Source organism: Caballeronia sp. ATUFL_F1_KS4A, from assembly GCF_023630905.1.
GTDB lineage: Bacteria > Pseudomonadota > Gammaproteobacteria > Burkholderiales > Burkholderiaceae > Caballeronia > Caballeronia zhejiangensis.
The window spans coordinates 1-18283 of record NZ_JALQEB010000036.1; the positions used below are offsets into that span (position 1 = coordinate 1).

Here is an 18283-nt window from a genome sequence, read left to right on the forward strand (position 1 = left end):
CGCGATTTTCGCGAGCGAGCCGCCGAATTTGCCTACCGCCGTACGCGCGGCCGATACGATCACTACGTCAGTCATTTTCTATCCTCGTGAAACTGCGAAAGCGTCAACGGACTTCCGTTTGCGAAGCGATGCACGCGATACGGAAACGCATCCATTACGAATGGATTCGGTGAGTTCGATTCGAACCCGGGCGATTGATGCGCAGCGTCGATTGCGGAGCGATGTCCGACCGTCCGATGCTTGAGCGAGGGACTTTCAAAGGGCGTCGCGCCGACTGCGGGATGACCTCGCCTGAAGGACGCGGTCTCTTCCGCATAGAAAATCCCGAACGGGATGCGGCAAACGTGCAGCCAATTGCGTGGTCCATTTATATGGGCCTTTAATAAAATCTCTCAGGTTCAGCACCGCCCTTCTCTTTCGCCTTGCCGCGCAAATCGCGCAGACGCAATTCCACCGCGCAAATTTCGCGCAGTCGTGCAGCAAGGTTTATCGGAAGTTATTCGGTCGTGCGTGCTTGTGCGACGCACCAAATTAGTAACAATTCTAAACGCAAAACATGCGTAAAAAATTTCATATTAGTAGGTAAAAACCCTAGATCGCGGAAAAACCGCTTATCTTTCATGTAAGAAATTCGCGAATTACTCGAACGCACGTTCAATAATCATCCTATATTACGGTGAAAATTGCGCGGTTGTATGATCACTTTGCGCGAATTCAGGTAATTAGGTAATACCTAAGCCCGGCATTTGAAGCATGCGCTACATTGAAAAGGTTTGCGCCGTCTTTAACGTTATATTCGAATTAACTACTGGGTATAACCATTCGATCTTTAATCGACGTGGTTATTCGGACACATATGACGCCATGATGAAAGTGCGAGCCATTAATCGATTGCCAATTGCTGCGGCATTTTGACATCCGTCAACAAAAAGTAATTGTGCCGGACGGCAGCAAAAGCCGCCCGACGTCGGCCAAACCTTCACAGCGCCAGAACGAGCCTTTTGCCCTTCGCGCGCGAACAGCACGTCATCATGCGATTGTTCGACTGGCGTTCGCCTCGGGTCAGCACCACGTCGCGGTGATCGATCTCGCCTTCCAGCACGCGCACCTCGCACGATCCGCACAGCCCTTCTTCGCAGTCGCTCTGAACATCGACGTTCGCGCGTCTGAGCGTCGTGAGCAGTGTCTGATCGGCCGGGACGGTCAGGACGAGGCCGGAATCCTTCAGTTCGACTTCGAACGCGCGTTCCTTTTCGGGATCGAGCGTGCCGATCTTCGATTCGAAATGCTCGATTCGAAGCGCGTCTTCGGGCCACGACGCGCTCGCGTCGGCGAGCGCGTCGAGCATACGCGCCGGGCCGCACGCATAGACGCGCGTGCCCTCCTCCACGGCGAGCGCGGCGAATTCGTTGCGCACACCCTCTTCCGAGACGTACGCGCGCAGACGCTCGCCGTGCAGCGCGCGCATTTCAACGAGAAGGGCCATGGACGCGCGCGAGCGTCCGCTGTAGTGCACTTCGTAGTCGATGCCGAGCGAACGCGCGCGACGCGCCATGGAGCTGATCGGCGTAATGCCGATGCCGCCCGCGATCAGCACGAGCTTCTTCGCGGTCTCGTCGAGACGAAAGTGATTGCGCGGGCCGCGTATGCGCCAGTGCGCGCCCGGCTTCACGTTCTCGTGCACCCACGCCGAACCGCCACGGCTCTCGCTCTCGCGCAGCACGGCGATTTCGAACGCGCGGGCGTCGGCGGGATCGCCGCACAGCGAATACTGGCGCGAGATGCCGGTCTCGCCGCACACGACATCGATATGCGAGCCCGCCGTCCAGCGCGGCAGATCGCGTCCGTTCGCCGACACGAGCCGCACGCGCACGATGCGATCCGCGCATGTCTCGACCGAATCGACGATCACCGCGCGGCTCACCGCATGCGACGACGGCTCGCCGATCCGCACGACCGCGCGCGGCTCGCGCACCGATGAATCGGCGCGCTCGGGATTCATCGCCGGATCCCATTCCACATATAGATGCTCCGGCCCGCGAAACGACGTGTTCGGCACATACGTGAAGCGTTGTTCGGCGAGGCGCATGTGCGGCAGACGGCGCGTGAGCTCGTCCAGAAAAACCTGCATCTCCATGCGCGCGAGATTCTTGCCCATGCACTGATGCGCGCCATAGCCGAACGTCAGCTGATCGCTGGCGTTTTCGCGGCGGATGTCGAAAAGATCGGCATCGGCGAACTGATGTTGATCGTGATTCGCCGACGACGTCACGATCAACAGCTTCGATCCCGCCGCGATCTCGATGCCGCCGATCGTCACGTCCTTCGTCGCGAGCCGTCGCCATGCAGCGACCGAGCCGTTATGCCGCAAGCACTCTTCGACTGCGTTGGGAATCAGGCTCGGGTCGTCGCAGATGTCGCGCCAGGCGTCGGGGTGTTGCAGCAGCAGTTTCATCGCGTTCGCGGTCGCGTTGGCCGTCGTCTCGTGCGCGGCGACGATGCCCGCCATCATCATCGAATGCAGATAAGAGTCGGTGACGACTTCGGGCAGCTCCTTCTGCTTGCGGATGCCGTATTGCATCCAGCCGGGGCCGGACGGATCTTCGCGCATCTTGTCGAGCACCTTGCCCGCGTATTGCCAGAACTTGCCGACCGCGTGCGCGACTTCGACCTGTTCCTCGGGCTTCGGCCGTCCCCATGTGTTGACCGTGTGCGCAATCGAATAGCGGCGCAGCGTGTCCATGTCTTCTTCGGGCACGCCAAGAAAATGCAGCGCGACGGTGAGCGGCACTTCCCACAACATCTGATCGACGAGATCGGCGCGGCCATCGTCGATGAAGCGATCGACGTACTCGCGCGCGAGCGCACGCACCATCGGCTCGTGATGCGCGAGCGCTTCTGGCGTGAACGGATCCATCAGCGCGCGGCGGCGCGGCATGTGCGCGGGCTCGTCCTCGTTGACGAGCGTGCGGTTCAGCGCGAATCCGTAGGACGCGAGCACCGCGTTCGCTTCCGGGCCGGTCGGCGTGATTTTCTCGAGCGCGATCGACGGACTGAACGTGATGTTGTCGCGGAAAATCGCCTTGATGTCGTCGTAGCGCGTGACGACCCAATAGCCGAGCTTCGGGCTGTAGAACACCGGTTCCTGTTCGCGCGCCCATCGCACGTATTCGGGCGGGTCTTGCTGATAGCCGTCGCCGAACGGATCGAACTCGGCCGCGTCCGCGCTGATCGGGCAGCCGTTCGGTGCTTTGACGTGGAATGGGCAATGCGGCGCAGCGGTCATGCTCGTCTCCTGTTTTTTTCGCGTGACCACAGTATGCAACGCGTCACCACTTCCAGCGCACGCCCAATCCTCCGCCGATGGAATCGCGATGCGAACCGCCGATGTTCGTCGAATAGACGAGGTTCGCGAAGAGACTGCCGCGCGCGCTCACTTTCGCGACGATGCCCGCGCCGAATTGCGCGGTCGTCGCGGAGACGTTCGTCGGAATGACGGTCGTGCCCGCGAACGTCGTGGTGTCCGTCGCGCCGAAGTAGCGCCACAGGTTCGCGGTCACATACGGCTCGAAGGTCGTGCGGGCCGCATCGAAATGACCGTAGAGGCGCACGCCGAGCCGGCCGACGAAGCCGCTCGCTTGGTCGAAGGACACGGACGAAATGCCGTCGTCGATGTCGTGGAGATTCGCGTGTTGCCAGATGAGTTGCGCTTGCGGTTCGATCGCGAGGCGGGCCGATAGCGGAATCGGCAGACCCGCTTCGACCGATGCGGCGAACGCGCTGCCGTGCGTCGTCGCGCCGACGCCGCGGTTCGATTGCGGATCGGCGGTGAGCGAACTGCCGAGCAGCACGGCGTCGGTGTACCAGCCGCCCGGGCCGATGTGCGTCCAGTACAGCCCCGCGCTGTACGCGTTGATCGACAGGTGGCCGACGCTCGAGTTCGGAAAGCCGAGTGCAAAACCGTCGACGTCGCCGCTCGCGCGCGCGAAGCCGAGGAAGAAGCCGTAGTGATTTCGATGACCGGCCGGCGTCGCATCGGCATGGATATCGTGGCCGACCTGCAGGCCGCCGATGCCGCCGCTGAATTCGGGATCGGCCGCGCCGCTGTTGTGCTGGGTCGCGTGGCCGCCCCAAACGCGCGACCACGCGGCGGGCAGCGCGCCGGTTTCCGTCAGCAGCGACTGGTCGCCCTGACGTTCGTGGAATGTGCCGATCTGCTGGATCGCGAGTTCGCGGACGATCGGCGACAGCTCTGCGTAGACGGGCACTTCCATCCGATAGAGCGGGATCGGCGCCGCGCCGGGCGGCGGTGGCGGCGGCAGCGGTGGTGTGCCCGCGGCGGCGGTTGGTATGGGTTCGGGCGTTGGGGCTGGCGTTGGCGTCGGTGTTGGACTTGGCGTGGGCGTGGGCGTCGGAGCCGGCGTCAGTGTTGGTGGGGACGGCGGCGTCGGCGTTGGCGTCGGCGTCGGCGTCGGCGTTGGCGTCGGCGTCGGCGTTGGCGTTGGCGTTGGCGTTGGCGTTGGCGTTGGCGTCGGCGTTGGTGTTGGCGTCGGCGTTGGCGTTGGCGTTGGCGTTGGCGTCGGCGTTGGCGTTGGCGTTGGCGTTGGCGTTGGCGTTGGCGTTGGCGTCGGCGTCGGCGATGGCGATGGCGATGGCGTTGGCGTTGGCGTTGGCGTTGGCGTTGGCGTTGGAACCGGTGCAGGCGTCGGCACAGGCACAGGCACAGGCACAGGCACAGGCACAGGCACAGCAGGCGCGGGCGGCACGCTCGAACGCAGATACCAGTTGTCCGCCGTTCCGTCACTCACACCGCCCTTGAACAGGAAATACCTGTAAGCGCCCACCTCCAGCGGATGTGCGAGCGAAAACGCCCCCGCCGACGTCGTCGCCCCGTTCGTCGCCTGCACGACCAGAATGCCGTCGTTCACCGTCAGCCCGCCGATGCCGCCGACATTCGTCACGCCGATCGACGTCGTTCCCGCACCCGCGCCTTGTGCGATCACGAGCCGGTCGCTCGGCGCGCCGTCCGCGCCGAGCACGCTCTGCACGAGAAGCCGTCCGTCGTTGCCGGTGTAGTTGCCGTTCACCACGAACGCATCGCTCGTGCTCGAACCGCCGTTCGTCAGATCGATCGTGCCCGCGTTGTTCAGCGCGACAAGTCGCCCCGCGATCGCCGGCTGTATCAACGTGCGTCCGATGCCGCCCGCGAAAATCGTGCTCGTCGCGTCGAGATTGAGCGCGCCGGTTCCGGTCGCGGCATCGCCGAGCGTCAGACCTTTCGCGTCGAATGTGAGTTGCGTATTGTTCGACGCGTTCACCGTCTCCCAATTCGAAAAGCGCGCGAGGCCGCTTGCCTGCACGTTGTCGAACGTGAGCGAATCGGTGCCCGCACCGCCATCGAAGCTCGTGGTCGCGGCGAGCGTCGCGTCGTTCAGATTGCGGATCACCGCCGAATCGTTGCCCGCGCCGAGCGACACCGGCCCGGCGATCGTGCCGCCGCTCCAGGTCAGCGTATCGACGCCGAAAGTCGTCGTCACTCCTTGCCCGATCGAGCCGCCCGCGATCGCCAGCGAGTTCGTGCCGCTGCCGAGATCGACGCGTCCGCCGATCGTCCCGCCCGACAGCGTGAACGTGTCGTCGTTCTGCGCGGCGGTCACGTTGCCGTCGACCTGTCCGCCCGACATGTCGAACACGTTGTTTCCGACATTCAAATCCACCGTTGCGAGGCGCCCGCCAGTGATCTTCACGACGTCGCCGTTCGCGAGCGTGCCAAGCACGCGCCCGCCCGATATCGAGAACGTGTCGCGCCCGTCGCCCTGATCGATGGAATCGATCTGTCCGCCTGTCATCGTGGCGGTGTCGGCGCCGTCGCCCTGGCGAATCTGTCCGGTGACGACGCCGCCGTTCATGTCGAAAGTATCGTTACCGGTATCGGTGCGTACGGCGACGCCCGCGCCCCCCGCAATCGTCCCGCTATTGATGATCGACACGTTGATCTTGCCGGTCGCGGCAATCGCCTCCGCGCTCGTGCCGCGAATCGCGCCGCTGTTGCCGATCGTTTCTGCGCCATTGGCAATCGTCACGCCGGTCGCGCCCTGAATCGTGCCGGCGTTGTCGATCGCGCCGCCCCGATTCGCGACGATGCCGCCCGCCTGCTGGCTGACGATGCTCGCGCCCGCCGCATTCGTGACGGACGCCGCATTCGCGAGCGACACGCCCGCCCCGCCCGCGCCACGCGCGACGATCGATCCTGTGTTGGTGATCGCGCCGGGCGTCGCATCCTGCGAAACGATGCCGGACGCGTTGTTGCCCGACACGTCGATGGTGCCGTTGTTGGTCACGACGTTCTGGCCCGGTGTACCGGCCACGAACATGCCGTTTGCGCTCGCGCCGGTCGTCGTGATGGCGCCATTGTTCACGAGCGTGTCGCCGCTGGTTCGCGCCGCCATGCCATGAGAACCCGCCCCGCTCGTCGCGATCGCGCCATCGTTGACCAACGTGCCGCCGCCCGGACTGGCGAAGTCGTTCATCGCCGAAGCGCTTGCACCGCTCGTCGTGAGCGTGCCGCCTGCCTCGTTGCGCATCGTGACGGCGGCGGCGTTGTTGAACATCGCTTCCGAATTCGTGCCGACCGTGAAGATCGCGCCGCGATTGACGAGCGTGTTGCGCCCGGTCGTCGCGCTTTGCGACGTCATGGCGTCGGAACCGTCACCTGTGATTTGCAACGTGCCCTCGTTGGTCGCCGTGCTGGTGTTGCGCACGAATAGCCCGTTGCCGGCAATGTCGAGTTCGACGCCCGTCAACACGTTGATCGTCACGTTGACGCTGCCCGGCACCGCGATGACCGATACGTTCGAAGGATTGGGCGAGCGTGTATCGCAAGTCGCGGTCTGATTGGACTGCGGCGCAGTCCTGTCGCACCCGGCGACAGCGGGCGCCACGCGAACGAGACAGGACACGCCGAACGCAAGCGATAACGCATGAGCGAGCGGCGTCGATCGCATCGGAAGCGAAAAGCGGCGCATGGGTTCTCCGGCTCCGCTGACGATTTCATTTTTATCAGCAGTGCTTCGCATCGTTGCGACGATGATCGGCCCGCTGATTGCTGCTTCTCGTCAACGTTTTTGCTCAGAGTAGTCCACGCATTGCGCGTCAGCAATGTCCGCTTGATCGCTTGCCGCTTCAGATGGGCTTGCCCTCGCTCGATGCCCAATTGGGCATCAACGCGTTGCTCGGCAATGTTTCGTCGATCAGCTTTTCGGCCGTTCGCCGGCCCGCGACCGGCAGCCCTTCGGGGTTCAGCACACCGATCTGCACCAGCACCGAAGCCTGATCCCAGTAGATATGCTCGTTGTAGAGCTTGTCGCCGCGAAAGCGGATAACGGCTAGCATCGGAACCTCGAAGTATTTTCCCGTCGGCCCGAGGCCGGGCAGCAGCCAGTCGATTTCGCAACTATGCGTCGCACAGAACACGAATTCGTCGACGACGCGATCCGCGCCGATAGTGCGCGATACCGGAATCAGCTTCGTATCGGCGGGATTCGAGTGGACGAAGTGATATCGATAGAAACGCTTCAACTGATCGTGCCCAACGCCGCCTGTCATCGTCGGGACGTGGTTCACGTATGGCTCGGCGACCATCGTCGGCATGACGGCGTCGACGTCGCGCGTGGCGAATTCGAAATAGCAGTGCTGCTCCCACAAGTGATTCAGATCGAAGTGCGGACCGAGCACCTTGCGCAACATCGAAAGCGTGCGTGAGTACGCCATCAGCGCGGCGGGTTTGTCGTAGTGCGCGGAATCCGAAACGATGAAGCCCGCCGACGCGCCCGGATAAACATAGCGTTCGATGTGCGGTCTGCCCGTGAGCGCCGGCTCGACTTCGCGCGCATCGTGCGCCGCGCGTTCGGCGAAGTGGAAGACCATCGGGCAGCGGATCGTCGGGATATCGGCGAGACAGGCGCTGAAATCGTCCGCGTAGTAGCAGGCGGCGCAATCGACGTCGGCCTGCGCGGCGATGCGCGTCGCGAAGCGGCCGCCGCGCCCGTACCCGATCACGCCCACTTTGCCGGCGTGCTGCGGCAACGCGCGCAGGGCATCGACGAGCGCCGCGAAATTGTCCGCGGCGATACCGCCGGGTTGCGGATCGTGCCCGGGAAGTTGCGGCGCGATCACGACATACCCTTCTTCGGCGTACAGATCGGCGGAGCGCATGACGAATTCGTCGAGGCCGGCCGCGTCGTGCAGCAAAACGATGCCCGGTCCCGAACCTTTCGCGGGCTGCGTGGCGTAAGCCGGAATGATCGTGCCGTCGCGAAGCGTGATGTCGATGAAGCTGCCGCTCATATCTGCGTCTCCTTATATATAGAGGTTGTTCTTGCGCTTACGACGTCAGCGTGTCCGCGAGCAGCTTCACGTTCAGCGCGACGATCACGGCCGCGACGAGCCACGCCAGCGCGCTCGTCCAGCGCGAAATCGCGAAGACGCCCATTTTTCGCCGGTCCGATACGAAGCGCACCAGCGGAATGACGGCGAATGGCAGTTGCATCGACAAAATGACCTGGCTCAGCACGAGCAACTGGCCGGTGCCCTTTTCGCCGTAGATCGCCGTCACGACGATCACGGGAACGATGGCGATCGCGCGCGTGATGAGACGCCGCGCCCAGTTCGGTATGCGCAGGCGCAGAAAACCTTCCATCACGATCTGGCCGGCGAGCGTCGCGGTCACGGTCGAGTTCAGGCCCGACGCGAGCAATGCCACCGCGAAGAGCGTCGATGCGATGCTCAAGCCGAGGAGCGGCGAAAGCAGGCGGAACGCATCGCCGATTTCCGCGACCTCGTCATGACCGTTCGCGTGAAACACCGCGGCGGCGACGATCAGGATCGCCGCGTTGATGAAAAGCGCGAGCGTCAGCGCGATGGTGCTGTCAATCGTCGCCCAGCGAATCGCAGCGCGCCGGGCCGTGACGGACTTGCCATACGCGCGCGTCTGCACGATCGACGAATGCAGGTAAAGGTTGTGCGGCATGACCGTCGCGCCGAGGATGCCGATGGCGACATACAGCATTTCGCGATCGGCGACGATGCGCGGCGACGGGATGAAGCCGCGCAGGACTTCGGCGAACGGCGGCGCGGCAGCGGCGATCTGCAACGCGAAGCAGCTTGCAATCACGACCAGAAGCGCGATGACGAAGGCTTCCAGCAGACGGAAGCCTTTGTTGATGAGAAGCAGCAGAAGGAAGGCATCGAGCGCGGTCAGGAGCGCGCCCGCGATCAGCGGGATGCCGAAGAGCAGTTGCAGCGCGATCGCGGTGCCGATCACTTCGGCCAGATCGCACGCGACGATCGCTGCTTCGCAGGCGAGCCACAGGGCGAAGTTCACCGGCTTCGGATAATGATCGCGGCAGGCTTGCGCCAGATCGCGCCCGGTCGCGACGCCCAGTCGGACGGCGAGCGCCTGAAGCAGAATCGCCATCAGGTTCGACAACAGGATGACGGCGAGCAAGGTGTAGCCGAAGCGCGAGCCGCCAGCGATGTCGGTTGCCCAGTTGCCCGGGTCCATATAGCCGACCGAAATCATGTAGCCGGGACCCGCGAACGCGAGGAAGCGCCGAATCCATCGGCCGGTTTCGGGCACATGAACCGACGCGTACACCTCGGGGAGGCTCGGGCGGAACGCGTCGTCCTGCTCGGGCGGTTTCGAAGCGGGGCGTACAGGATCAAGCATCGGCTCGTTTCTCCTGCGGAAACCTGCTGTGGATGTTGTGAAAATATGCGCCGCGGCGAGTGAACATTCAAGCGCATCGGACGGGCGTTGGTTACAGATGCCGTAGCCCTGCGCTTCGCATCTGATAATCGGACTTATCAGATGTAGCGATTTTTCTTGTCAAATTCGAACTCGGTTGCTAACCTCGGCCCAAATCACTGAAACGTAAGGATAAATGCCAGACAACACAGGGCGCTCCAGAGAGCGCTTGGCAGATAACTCGGGGCAGGCGAATGCGCCGAGCCGTCTCACGCGTCAACACTTCGCGCTTTATCGCGGTTATCTCGACGGCGTTTCCGAAGCACAGTTGCATGCATCGTATGGCGATTCCAGCGCCGATGTACGCTCGACTCGACGGCTGATCGAGGCGCTGCGCGACACGCTTTCCGTTCTCGCACGCCGGGCACGGGACACGGACGCGGCTCACCTGCTGCGGCTTCGTCCCGGCAGCATCCCGCTGTTCGAGCCGCCGCCCGCCGCCGTCGCCCCGCCGCTCGACGCGTTCCGCGACAGAATCGATCCGGACGGCGTGTACGGCGAATCGGAACTGCTCGCGCTTTACGAGGAGGCTTATCCGCCCGAGAGCTCGCCTGCTCTCGATCGGCGCGCGGCGCGTAACGCCCGATTGCGTCGCCGGCAGGCGGACGCGCTCGCGCGCATGGAGGCGTCGCTCGCACAGGATCCACGTCCGGATCATCCGGTCGATGGCTGGTTCGAGCCGGCCGTCGCCGCGCGATTGACTGCCGCCGGACTTTCGACGCTCGCGGATGTCATCGAACTCATCGAGCGGCGACGGCATCGGTGGTATACGGCCGTGCCACGGCTCGGTCGAAAAGGCGCGCAACGCGTGGTCGACTGGCTGCAACTCCACGCCGAGGCACTCCGGCACACGCTTTCGCCGGCCGCGCTCGTGCCTCGGCGCCAGTGGCAGCCCGGAGACGTCGTGTCGACGCAAAGCGCGGACGTCGACGCAAGCGACTCGATCGCCATTTCTCCTCTTGAAACGTTGCGGGTTCCGCTGGCGCTCGACGGATCGAAAGGGTCGAATCGGGCGCACGCGCACCCGCGATTCGATACGGACATCCGCGCGATCATCGCTTGGCTAGAGGCCCGGTCAAACAGTACGCACACGCGGCGTGCCTATCGGCGGGAGGCGGAACGCCTGCTGCTGTGGGCGTTGATCGAGAAAGGCAAGCCGATTTCGTCTCTCGATGCAGCCGATTGCGCCGAGTACGTCGGTGTTTTTCTCGCGGATCCGCAGCCGGCGGCGCGCTGGATCGCGAAGGGTCGCCCTGAGCGTTGTTTCGCCGACTGGCGCCCTTTTGCCGGCCCGCTTTCCGATCGCAGCCGCGAAACGGCCCGGTCGATATTGGGCGCCATGTGCGAGTGGCTCGTCGGCGAAGGTTATCTGGCGGCCAATCCGTTTGCCGGATTTGCGCGTGTCGCGACGCCGCCGGTATTCGATTCGGCGACGCGGTCGCTCGATCTGACGCAGTGGAAATGCGTGTTGCAATCGGTCGAGCGGACCGAATACTCGTTCGTCGAGCATCGCGACAAATTGGCGCTGCTTCTCGCGTACGCCACGGGCCTGCGACGGGCCGAACTCGCATTCGCAACCACCGACGCGCTCAGCGCCGGGCGTCTTTCCGGCGTGGACGGCGTGGTCTGGCGGCTTGCCGTCGATGGCGGCCGCGGCGCGACGCGGACGGTGCTTTTGCCGCCGATCGTCGTCGAAACGCTCATCGAAAACCTGGCGATGCGCGGACTGCCGCGCCCGTTGGATTGCGCCGCAGGCACGCCAATACTGGCGCAGGCGCGGGGCGGACAGTCATTGACGCCCGACGGCATCGGGAAAATTTTCAAGACGATTTTCTCGAACGCGGCCGCATTGATGGAATCTCATGCGCCCGGCGCTGGCAGGCACCTGACTCGCGCGAGCACGCATTGGCTGCGCCACACACATTCGACGCACGCGCTCGGACACGGCGCGGATCTGCGCGAGGTCAGCGCCGGACTCGGCCATTCCGATGTTTCGACCACCGCTCTGTATCTGGAAAACGAAGACGCGGGGCGTTTCCTTGGCATCGAGAAGTTGATTCGCGGCATCTCGTTAACGCGAAAACCTTCGGATCGGTCCTAATTTCGCGTTTACACGAGCGTCGAGCGTTGTAAAAATGTCCGCTGCGGGCGATCAAGTACTTCAGAGTTTACTTGAGGTTTACCGGTTCGCCGTTTATTCTTCGGTTTGCAGCTTGTTTTCCACAAACCGAAGAATTATTTGCTTACCCAGGCCCGCCAGTGACTGCGAATTCCATGCTAAGCGCTCGGCTTCCCGAAGTCGATCAATCCGTTTCGATCGAAACGCTCTTGGGGGTGGCCGCCCAAGCCACTGACATTCTCAATCAGATCCGCGATGCAATGTTGGAGCCGTATCCGCGCAAAAGCGCACCAACATTCACGAGCGCGCAGGTCGCGTCGCTCTGCGGCATCGACAAGCAGCGGTTCCAGTACCTGACGACCAAGGGCGAGCTGCCAGCGGGCACGTCCAAGGGCGCGGGCCGCAGCAAGGAATTCACGCTCGAAGAAGCGCTCACATGGATCCGCGCGACGAAAGAACGCCCCCGCCGGCCTGAAGGCAAGCGCGGGCGGATCGTGACCGTCGCGAACTTCAAAGGTGGCGTCGCCAAGACCACAACCGCCGTCTCGGCCGCACAGGCCCTGACGCTGCTCGGCCGCAGAGTGCTGGTCATCGACTGCGATCCGCAGGGCACGACGACACAGCTATGCGGCTGGGCGCCCGACGCCGAAATCTCGGACGATCAGACCCTTCTTCCGCTGATCTACGGCGATCAGCAGACGTTGCACTATGCAGTGCAGGAAACGTACTGGCATAACTTGGATCTCATCCCGGCTTCGTCATCGCTCTTCGATGCGGAGTTCGAGATTCCCGCCAAGGTGCTGAACGACAGCACGTTCGAATTCTGGGAAATCGTCCGCAAAGGTCTCATGCCGCTGACGGAAGAGTACGACGCGGTCGTCATCGACACGCCTCCGGCGCTCAGCTATCTCACCATCAACGCGCTGCTCGCGTCGGATGCGATTCTGCTGCCCTGCCCGCCCGAGGCGCTGGATTTCGCAAGCTCGACACAGTTCTGGCATCTCTTTGCGGATATCGCCAAGAAGCTGCCGGGCGTGCTCGAGCAAAAGCGCTTCGACTTCGTGAACGTGATTCTGACCAAAGCCAAGTCGGATGACGTGTCGCGTGTTGTGCGCGGTTGGCTTCAGAAAGCATACGGCGATCGCGTCCTGCCTTTCGAGATTCCGGAGTCGACCGTACCAAAAGGTGCGTCGGCGCAATTGTCGACGGTATATGACTTGTCGAAGCCGGACGGCAGCACGGCCGCTTACAACCGATTCAAAGAGCCGCTCGACCGGCTCGCCGAGCATCTCGACGCGCAGTTCGCCCGCGCGTGGAATCAGACGGAGGATTAAATGGGCATCGGGGACAGACTCCTCGCCAAGACAGCGAACATCGGCAGTAAGCCCACAGAAGGAACGCAAGCGCGTCCAGTCAGCACGGAACCGCGCACGTCTCCCGGTCGGTTGATGGATGCGCAGCATCGCATCAATACGGCGCAGGCGCGCATCAAAGAACTTGAGTCGCAACTCGAGGAACGAGCGGCGCTCGAAGTGCCGCTCGATGCGCTCGTGGAAGTCAGCGGACGGCGTCGCAAACTCACGGCCGAGCAGTTCCAGGAGTTGAAGAGCAATCTCGCGCAACACGCGCTCGCCACGCCTATTCTGGTGCGCGCTTTGCCGGATGCTCGTTACGAGATCGTTGCGGGACATAACCGCGTCGCTGCATACCGGGAACTCGGACGATCGACGATACGCGCCAACGTTGCGTCGATCGAAGAAGGGGAAATCGAGTTCGCGGCGTTCTTCTCGAACCTGCTATCGCCATCGCTTACGGATTTCGAGAAGTATTGGAACTTCAAACGATTGCAGGAATTGAGCGGACTCTCGCGCACGGAAATTTCTGAAAGCGCCGGATTGAGCAAGAGTCACGTCACGCGAATCTTCTCATTCGACGCCCTTCCAGAGGCAGCCAAAGCCGCACTCGCCGAAAAGCCAGAGCGACTCGGCAGCAATGCCGCGCAAAAGCTCGCGGCGCTAACGGAAGCCGGCAAGGCGGAAAAGGTCGTCGAAGCCGTCCGACGGTTGGTCGAAGACGAGAATTTTACGCAGGACAAGGCGGTCGCCCTCGTCGCGGAAAAGCCGCGCGCAGTGACTCCAAGCGCAACAGTGGTCCGAGCGGGCCGCAGGAAGGTCTGCGAAGTGTCCACGCGAAATGGTGTGGTGGGAGTTCGTTTCTTCGAGAAGGACGCGGGCGACGCAGAGCAATGGGGACAGCGCATTGCTGACTTCATCAACAAGACACTAAGTGAATCGGAGCAAGACTGAGGCTCTACTAGAGTTTTCTTTTAAATCAATGACTTAACGAGAACCGGAAAGTCGTTGACACTGAACCTAGTAGAACCTCTTTGCAAATCAGAGACTTAGCGTAGTAGCAAACCTGAGGGTGCTATGTAACGAACAAGTTCCACAAAGACAAAAGCCTTCGGCGCCAACCGAAGGCTTTTGAATATCGGGCTTAACTGCTTATCGCCCGGTCCGCTTCCCGACGCCAATCGGGTCACGAGTACGCAACTCGAAGTTTAGCGGAACGCGATTAGCAGTCAAGCATTTGTCTTCCATTTTTCGAAATGGACGTACTTGACATGCGTATCGCGCAACTTTCCGTTGCAGGCGAGGCTCTTTCTCGCCCAAAAAACTCTGAACCGTCTTCAGCGGTAGCCGATCAAGAAGCTCTCGATGAGTACGCTTGTGATCGTTCGAATCTGCCTTGGGTCATTTTCCGGGCCGCTCATCGAGCCACGCACACCACGGCGCTGCCTGCACGCGCGCGTGCCCTGCTCGCCGCCTTGGCCCGCACAGTCGACGCATCTCGTCCGTTCGCACCCATCTTCGCGCGGCGCGAACTGCTCACGGGCCGGGCCCAGCAATCCATGCGGACCTTCTATCGCAGCATGGACGACCTCGAGGGCGCCGGGTTTATCATCCGGCCGCCTCAGACCCGCTATGGCGCTGCCGGCCTGTTTGGTCGCGCATATATCCACCTGACGCAGAAGGCAGCCGCTTTGCTCGGACTCGTTGACGTAGCCGATGCGACCACTACGCAGCCCGCTCAACATCGGGAGAGCGCGTCAGACGCCCAAGCCGGCTTTTCTGACGGCCATCCGTCTGTCACCGTGGCAGACGGTGCTATATATAAGGATCTACTCCCTAATACTCAAAAGAGACAACCAGGACGACTTCCCGCCGATCTGCAACGCCTCGTGTCTCTGGGATTTCGTGAATTCCTGATCTTCAAACTCATGCGAGAAGCGAAAGCCCACGGCAAGCTTCTCTCCGATGTCGTCGAAGCAAGTTGGGCACCCTTGCAACGCGCAACGCATCCGATCAGCTACCTTCGCACCCTTCTGCGAGTCCCGGTCGACTTCGCCTATCGGGCGCGAAGCCAGCGCGAAGCCCACGTGCAGCAGCAAATCGAGCGAACGACTTCTGCGCGCACAGATGAAGTTGTAGGCGGTTTGGCCGGCCGGTCATTCGTCAGCCGTGACGGCTTGCGCCGCTACCGCGTCTCCGACGACGCCCGTTCCATCGTCATCTGCTATCGCGACGAGCCGCATCCGCGCGTCCATGCGGGCACATGGCAGAAAGATTTCGTTGCGGCCTTTGAGGCAGGTCACATCCTGCTCGACGACAAAGATCGCTTCGGCTCTCACGTCGATTTCCCGACGCCTCTAGCCGCAGGCCCGACCGACCTCCAGCGCAAATCCGAAGCGCGCCTGAGCGACATCAAAGCGCTTCTCCGCTTGAAGAGCGTGGGCGGGACCCCATCTGCGAAACCAAGGGACGTGGCGCGACCAATGCTGAAGGACAAGTCCGCTATCGCCCCTTTGAGTTCGCTTTTGCAGGCGGTGCTCCGTGCGGCGCCATCAACCAATTTTCGCGATTCACCGGGTACGAGTTCGTGCTGAACGGGCGGCCAAAACATCAGATGAAGCGACGTGAGACCGCGCCCGGAAACTATTTTGAATTAGGCTGCTGCGTCGCAGCAAAAGCTGATATACTCTAAGGTTGCGCCTGAATGGGCGATTGGAAAACGCAAACACCGCGTCTGGATGCGGTTTGCGTGCTTTGCTCGATGCGATTTTCAGCAAGCCGTCCGTGGTCGAAGCTGTCATCGAAATCATCGCGAGCCGTTACGCTCGCTCCCGGGGATCTGTCGTCGCCGAGCAAACCTGTCGAGGAGAAAGTATGGCAAGTTTTGATCGGGAAGATTCGGAGCTGGATATCGTCGCGCCGGCGCGCAAGGCACCGGGCCGGCGGGCGAACAAAGGGAAGGGCCAGGCCGGCACGATACAGCCCGATGTCGCGATGACCGCCGAACAGAATGAAGAGCGTCAGCGTCAGATGCGCGCGCTCATCCAGTTGGGCAAGGAGCGCGGCTATCTCACGCACGCCGAGATCAACGACCACCTTCCGGATAACTTCGCTGAAACGGCGGCGATGGAAACCGTCGTCAGCACGTTCCACGATATGGGTGTCGCGGTCTACGAGCAGGCGCCGGACGCCGAAACGCTGCTGCTGAGCGACAACGCCCCAAGCGTGGTGACGGACGAGCAATCGGACGAAGAAGCGGAAAACGCGCTGTCGACCGTCGATTCCGAATTCGGCCGCACGACCGACCCGGTTCGCATGTACATGCGTGAAATGGGCGCGACCGAGCTGCTCACGCGCGCCGGCGAAATCGCGATTGCGAAGCGCATCGAAGACGGGCTGCACGAGATGATTCAGGCGATCGCGGCGTGCCCGTCGACGGTCGCGACGATTCTCGCGGACGCGGCGCAAGTCGAATCGGGCGAGCTGAAGATCGACGAACTGGTCGATGGCCTGAAGGAAGAGGACACGGCAGATGAAGACATGTCGGCTTCCGATACGACCGACTCCGCCGAAATCGATACGGATACCGACGAATCCGACAGCGACGAAGACGACGACGACGATCTCGATGGCGCTGGCGATTCCGCTGCATCGAACGAAGCGCGTCTGAAGCAACTGAAGGCCGACTGTCTGGAGATCTTCGCACGCGTGCGCGAGCTGGCGGAACAGGCTAGCAGTCCTAAGGGTTCGGGTGCCGCTGCGGCGAAGGCTGTCGAAAAGGCTCGAGCCGAAATCCAGCGCGAGCTCGGTTCGATCCGCTTCACGGCGAAGACCATCGACCGCCTGTGCGCGAACGTTCAGCAGCAGGTCGCGCAGGTGCGTGACATCGAACGTCGCGTGTTGCAGATCGCGGTGGATCGTTGCGGCATGCCGCGCGACAAGTTCGTCGAATCGTTCGTCGGTCACGAGACCGATCTCGAATGGACGGCACGTGCGTCGGCGGCTTCGAAGCAATACGGCGCGTCGCTCGAGCGCAGCCTGCCGGCGATTCAGGCAGAGCAGCAGAAGCTCATCGACATCGAAGGCGTCGTCGAGATGCCGCTGCAGCAACTGAAGAAGATCAACCGTCAGATGACGGCTGCCGAATTGAAGATGCGTCAGGCCAAGCGCGAGATGATCGAAGCGAACCTGCGTCTCGTCATCTCGATTGCGAAGAAGTACGTCAATCGCGGCATGCAGTTCCTGGATCTGATTCAGGAAGGCAACATCGGTCTGATGAAGGCGGTGGACAAGTTCGAATATCGCCGTGGCTGGAAGTTCTCGACGTATGCGACGTGGTGGGTTCGTCAGGCCGTGACGCGTTCGCTCGCCGATCAGGCGCGCACGATCCGCGTGCCGGTGCACATGATCGAAACGATCAACAAGCTGAACCGCATCTCGCGCGAGATCTTGCAGCAGACGGGCCTGGAAGCGCATCCGTCGGTGCTGGCCGAGCGCATGGAAATGCCGGAAGAGAAGATCCGCGGCATTCTCAAGATCGCGAAGCAACCGGTGTCGCTGGAAACGCCGGTCGGCGAAGATGCCGATGCAACGCTTGGCGACATGATCGAAGATCAGGGCGCTGCTTCCCCGGCAGAGGCCGCCGTGCACGCGAACATGCGCGCCGCGATCGACGATGCGCTCAACGCGCTGTCGCCGCGCGAGGCGAAGGTGCTGCGCATGCGCTTTGGCATCGACACGGCTTCGGACTATACGCTCGAAGAACTGGGCAAGCAGTTCGATGTGACGCGCGAGCGCATTCGCCAGATCGAGAGCAAGGCGATGCGCAAGCTCATGCATCCGAGCCGCGCCGACAAGCTGCGTCCGTTCCTGGATCGCTGATCTTGCGGGCCGCCTGGACTGACGTTCGGGCGAACTCTGAAGCGGGGGGGGGCGCCGCTTGGGCGGCCGGCCGGGTTTTTTTTTTGTGGGTTTTATCCGCGCGGGGGGGGGGGTTGGGTCCTCTTT

At 62.4% G+C, this 18283-nt stretch carries 10 protein-coding genes; 6 read left to right on the top strand and 4 right to left on the bottom strand.

Annotated features, from left to right (window positions below; translation table 11 throughout):
* Positions 1-244, top strand: a 244-nt coding sequence (locus NCS03_RS23525; RefSeq protein ID WP_250436947.1) for a hypothetical protein, incomplete at its 5' end; no start/stop codon positions are given.
* Positions 245-979: 735 nt separating this feature from the next.
* Here the strand turns inward: NCS03_RS23525 and NCS03_RS23530 are convergent.
* From NCS03_RS23530 to NCS03_RS23545, 4 genes are all read right to left on the bottom strand, one after another.
* Positions 980-3286, bottom strand: a complete 2307-nt coding sequence (locus NCS03_RS23530) for a cytochrome P450/oxidoreductase (RefSeq protein WP_250529906.1) — start codon at positions 3284-3286, stop codon at positions 980-982.
* 43 nt (positions 3287-3329) lie between these two features.
* Complete coding sequence (locus NCS03_RS23535; RefSeq protein ID WP_250529907.1) at positions 3330-7025, bottom strand: autotransporter outer membrane beta-barrel domain-containing protein; 3696 nt, start codon at positions 7023-7025, stop codon at positions 3330-3332.
* A 157-nt stretch (positions 7026-7182) separates the two neighbouring features.
* Positions 7183-8346: an alpha/beta fold hydrolase gene (locus tag NCS03_RS23540; protein WP_250529908.1), complete on the bottom strand. Its 1164-nt coding sequence runs from the start codon at positions 8344-8346 to the stop codon at positions 7183-7185.
* A gap of 37 nt (positions 8347-8383) precedes the next feature.
* Positions 8384-9727, bottom strand: coding sequence for an Nramp family divalent metal transporter (locus NCS03_RS23545; RefSeq protein WP_250458105.1), 1344 nt, complete (start codon positions 9725-9727; stop codon positions 8384-8386).
* 697 nt (positions 9728-10424) lie between these two features.
* On the opposite strand from NCS03_RS23545, the gene NCS03_RS23550 reads away from it, so the two are divergent.
* The 5 genes from NCS03_RS23550 to rpoD all read left to right on the top strand — a co-directional run bounded on the left by NCS03_RS23550 (position 10425) and on the right by rpoD (position 18157).
* Positions 10425-11906, top strand: coding sequence for a site-specific integrase (locus NCS03_RS23550; RefSeq protein WP_250529910.1), 1482 nt, complete (start codon positions 10425-10427; stop codon positions 11904-11906).
* 173 nt (positions 11907-12079) lie between these two features.
* Positions 12080-13258, top strand: a complete 1179-nt coding sequence (locus tag NCS03_RS23555; protein WP_008347131.1) for a ParA family protein — start codon at positions 12080-12082, stop codon at positions 13256-13258.
* Positions 13259-14230: a ParB/RepB/Spo0J family partition protein gene (locus NCS03_RS23560; protein WP_008347132.1), complete on the top strand. Its 972-nt coding sequence runs from the start codon at positions 13259-13261 to the stop codon at positions 14228-14230.
* Positions 14231-14547: 317 nt separating this feature from the next.
* Positions 14548-15870, top strand: a complete 1323-nt coding sequence (locus tag NCS03_RS23565) for a replication protein O (RefSeq protein ID WP_250529909.1) — start codon at positions 14548-14550, stop codon at positions 15868-15870.
* Between the two features lie 280 nt (positions 15871-16150).
* A complete protein-coding gene (gene rpoD, locus NCS03_RS23570; RefSeq protein WP_034472225.1) occupies positions 16151-18157 on the top strand; it encodes an RNA polymerase sigma factor RpoD in 2007 nt (668 codons plus the stop codon).
* Positions 18158-18283 lie beyond the last annotated feature (126 nt).

Bases quoted from the DNA above. Each gene is read 5' to 3' on its own strand.
- NCS03_RS23545 (WP_250458105.1), bottom strand. From the start codon at position 9,727: ATGCTTGATCCTGTACGCCCCGCTTCGAAACCGCCCGAGCAGGACGAC.
- NCS03_RS23540 (WP_250529908.1), bottom strand. From the start codon at position 8,346: ATGAGCGGCAGCTTCATCGACATCACGCTTCGCGACGGCACGATCATT.
- NCS03_RS23535 (WP_250529907.1), bottom strand. From the start codon at position 7,025: ATGCGCCGCTTTTCGCTTCCGATGCGATCGACGCCGCTCGCTCATGCG.
- NCS03_RS23530 (WP_250529906.1), bottom strand. From the start codon at position 3,286: ATGACCGCTGCGCCGCATTGCCCATTCCACGTCAAAGCACCGAACGGC.
- NCS03_RS23565 (WP_250529909.1), top strand. From the start codon at position 14,548: ATGCGTATCGCGCAACTTTCCGTTGCAGGCGAGGCTCTTTCTCGCCCA.
- NCS03_RS23560 (WP_008347132.1), top strand. From the start codon at position 13,259: ATGGGCATCGGGGACAGACTCCTCGCCAAGACAGCGAACATCGGCAGT.
- NCS03_RS23555 (WP_008347131.1), top strand. From the start codon at position 12,080: ATGCTAAGCGCTCGGCTTCCCGAAGTCGATCAATCCGTTTCGATCGAA.
- NCS03_RS23550 (WP_250529910.1), top strand. From the start codon at position 10,425: ATGGAGGCGTCGCTCGCACAGGATCCACGTCCGGATCATCCGGTCGAT.
- rpoD (WP_034472225.1), top strand. From the start codon at position 16,151: ATGGCAAGTTTTGATCGGGAAGATTCGGAGCTGGATATCGTCGCGCCG.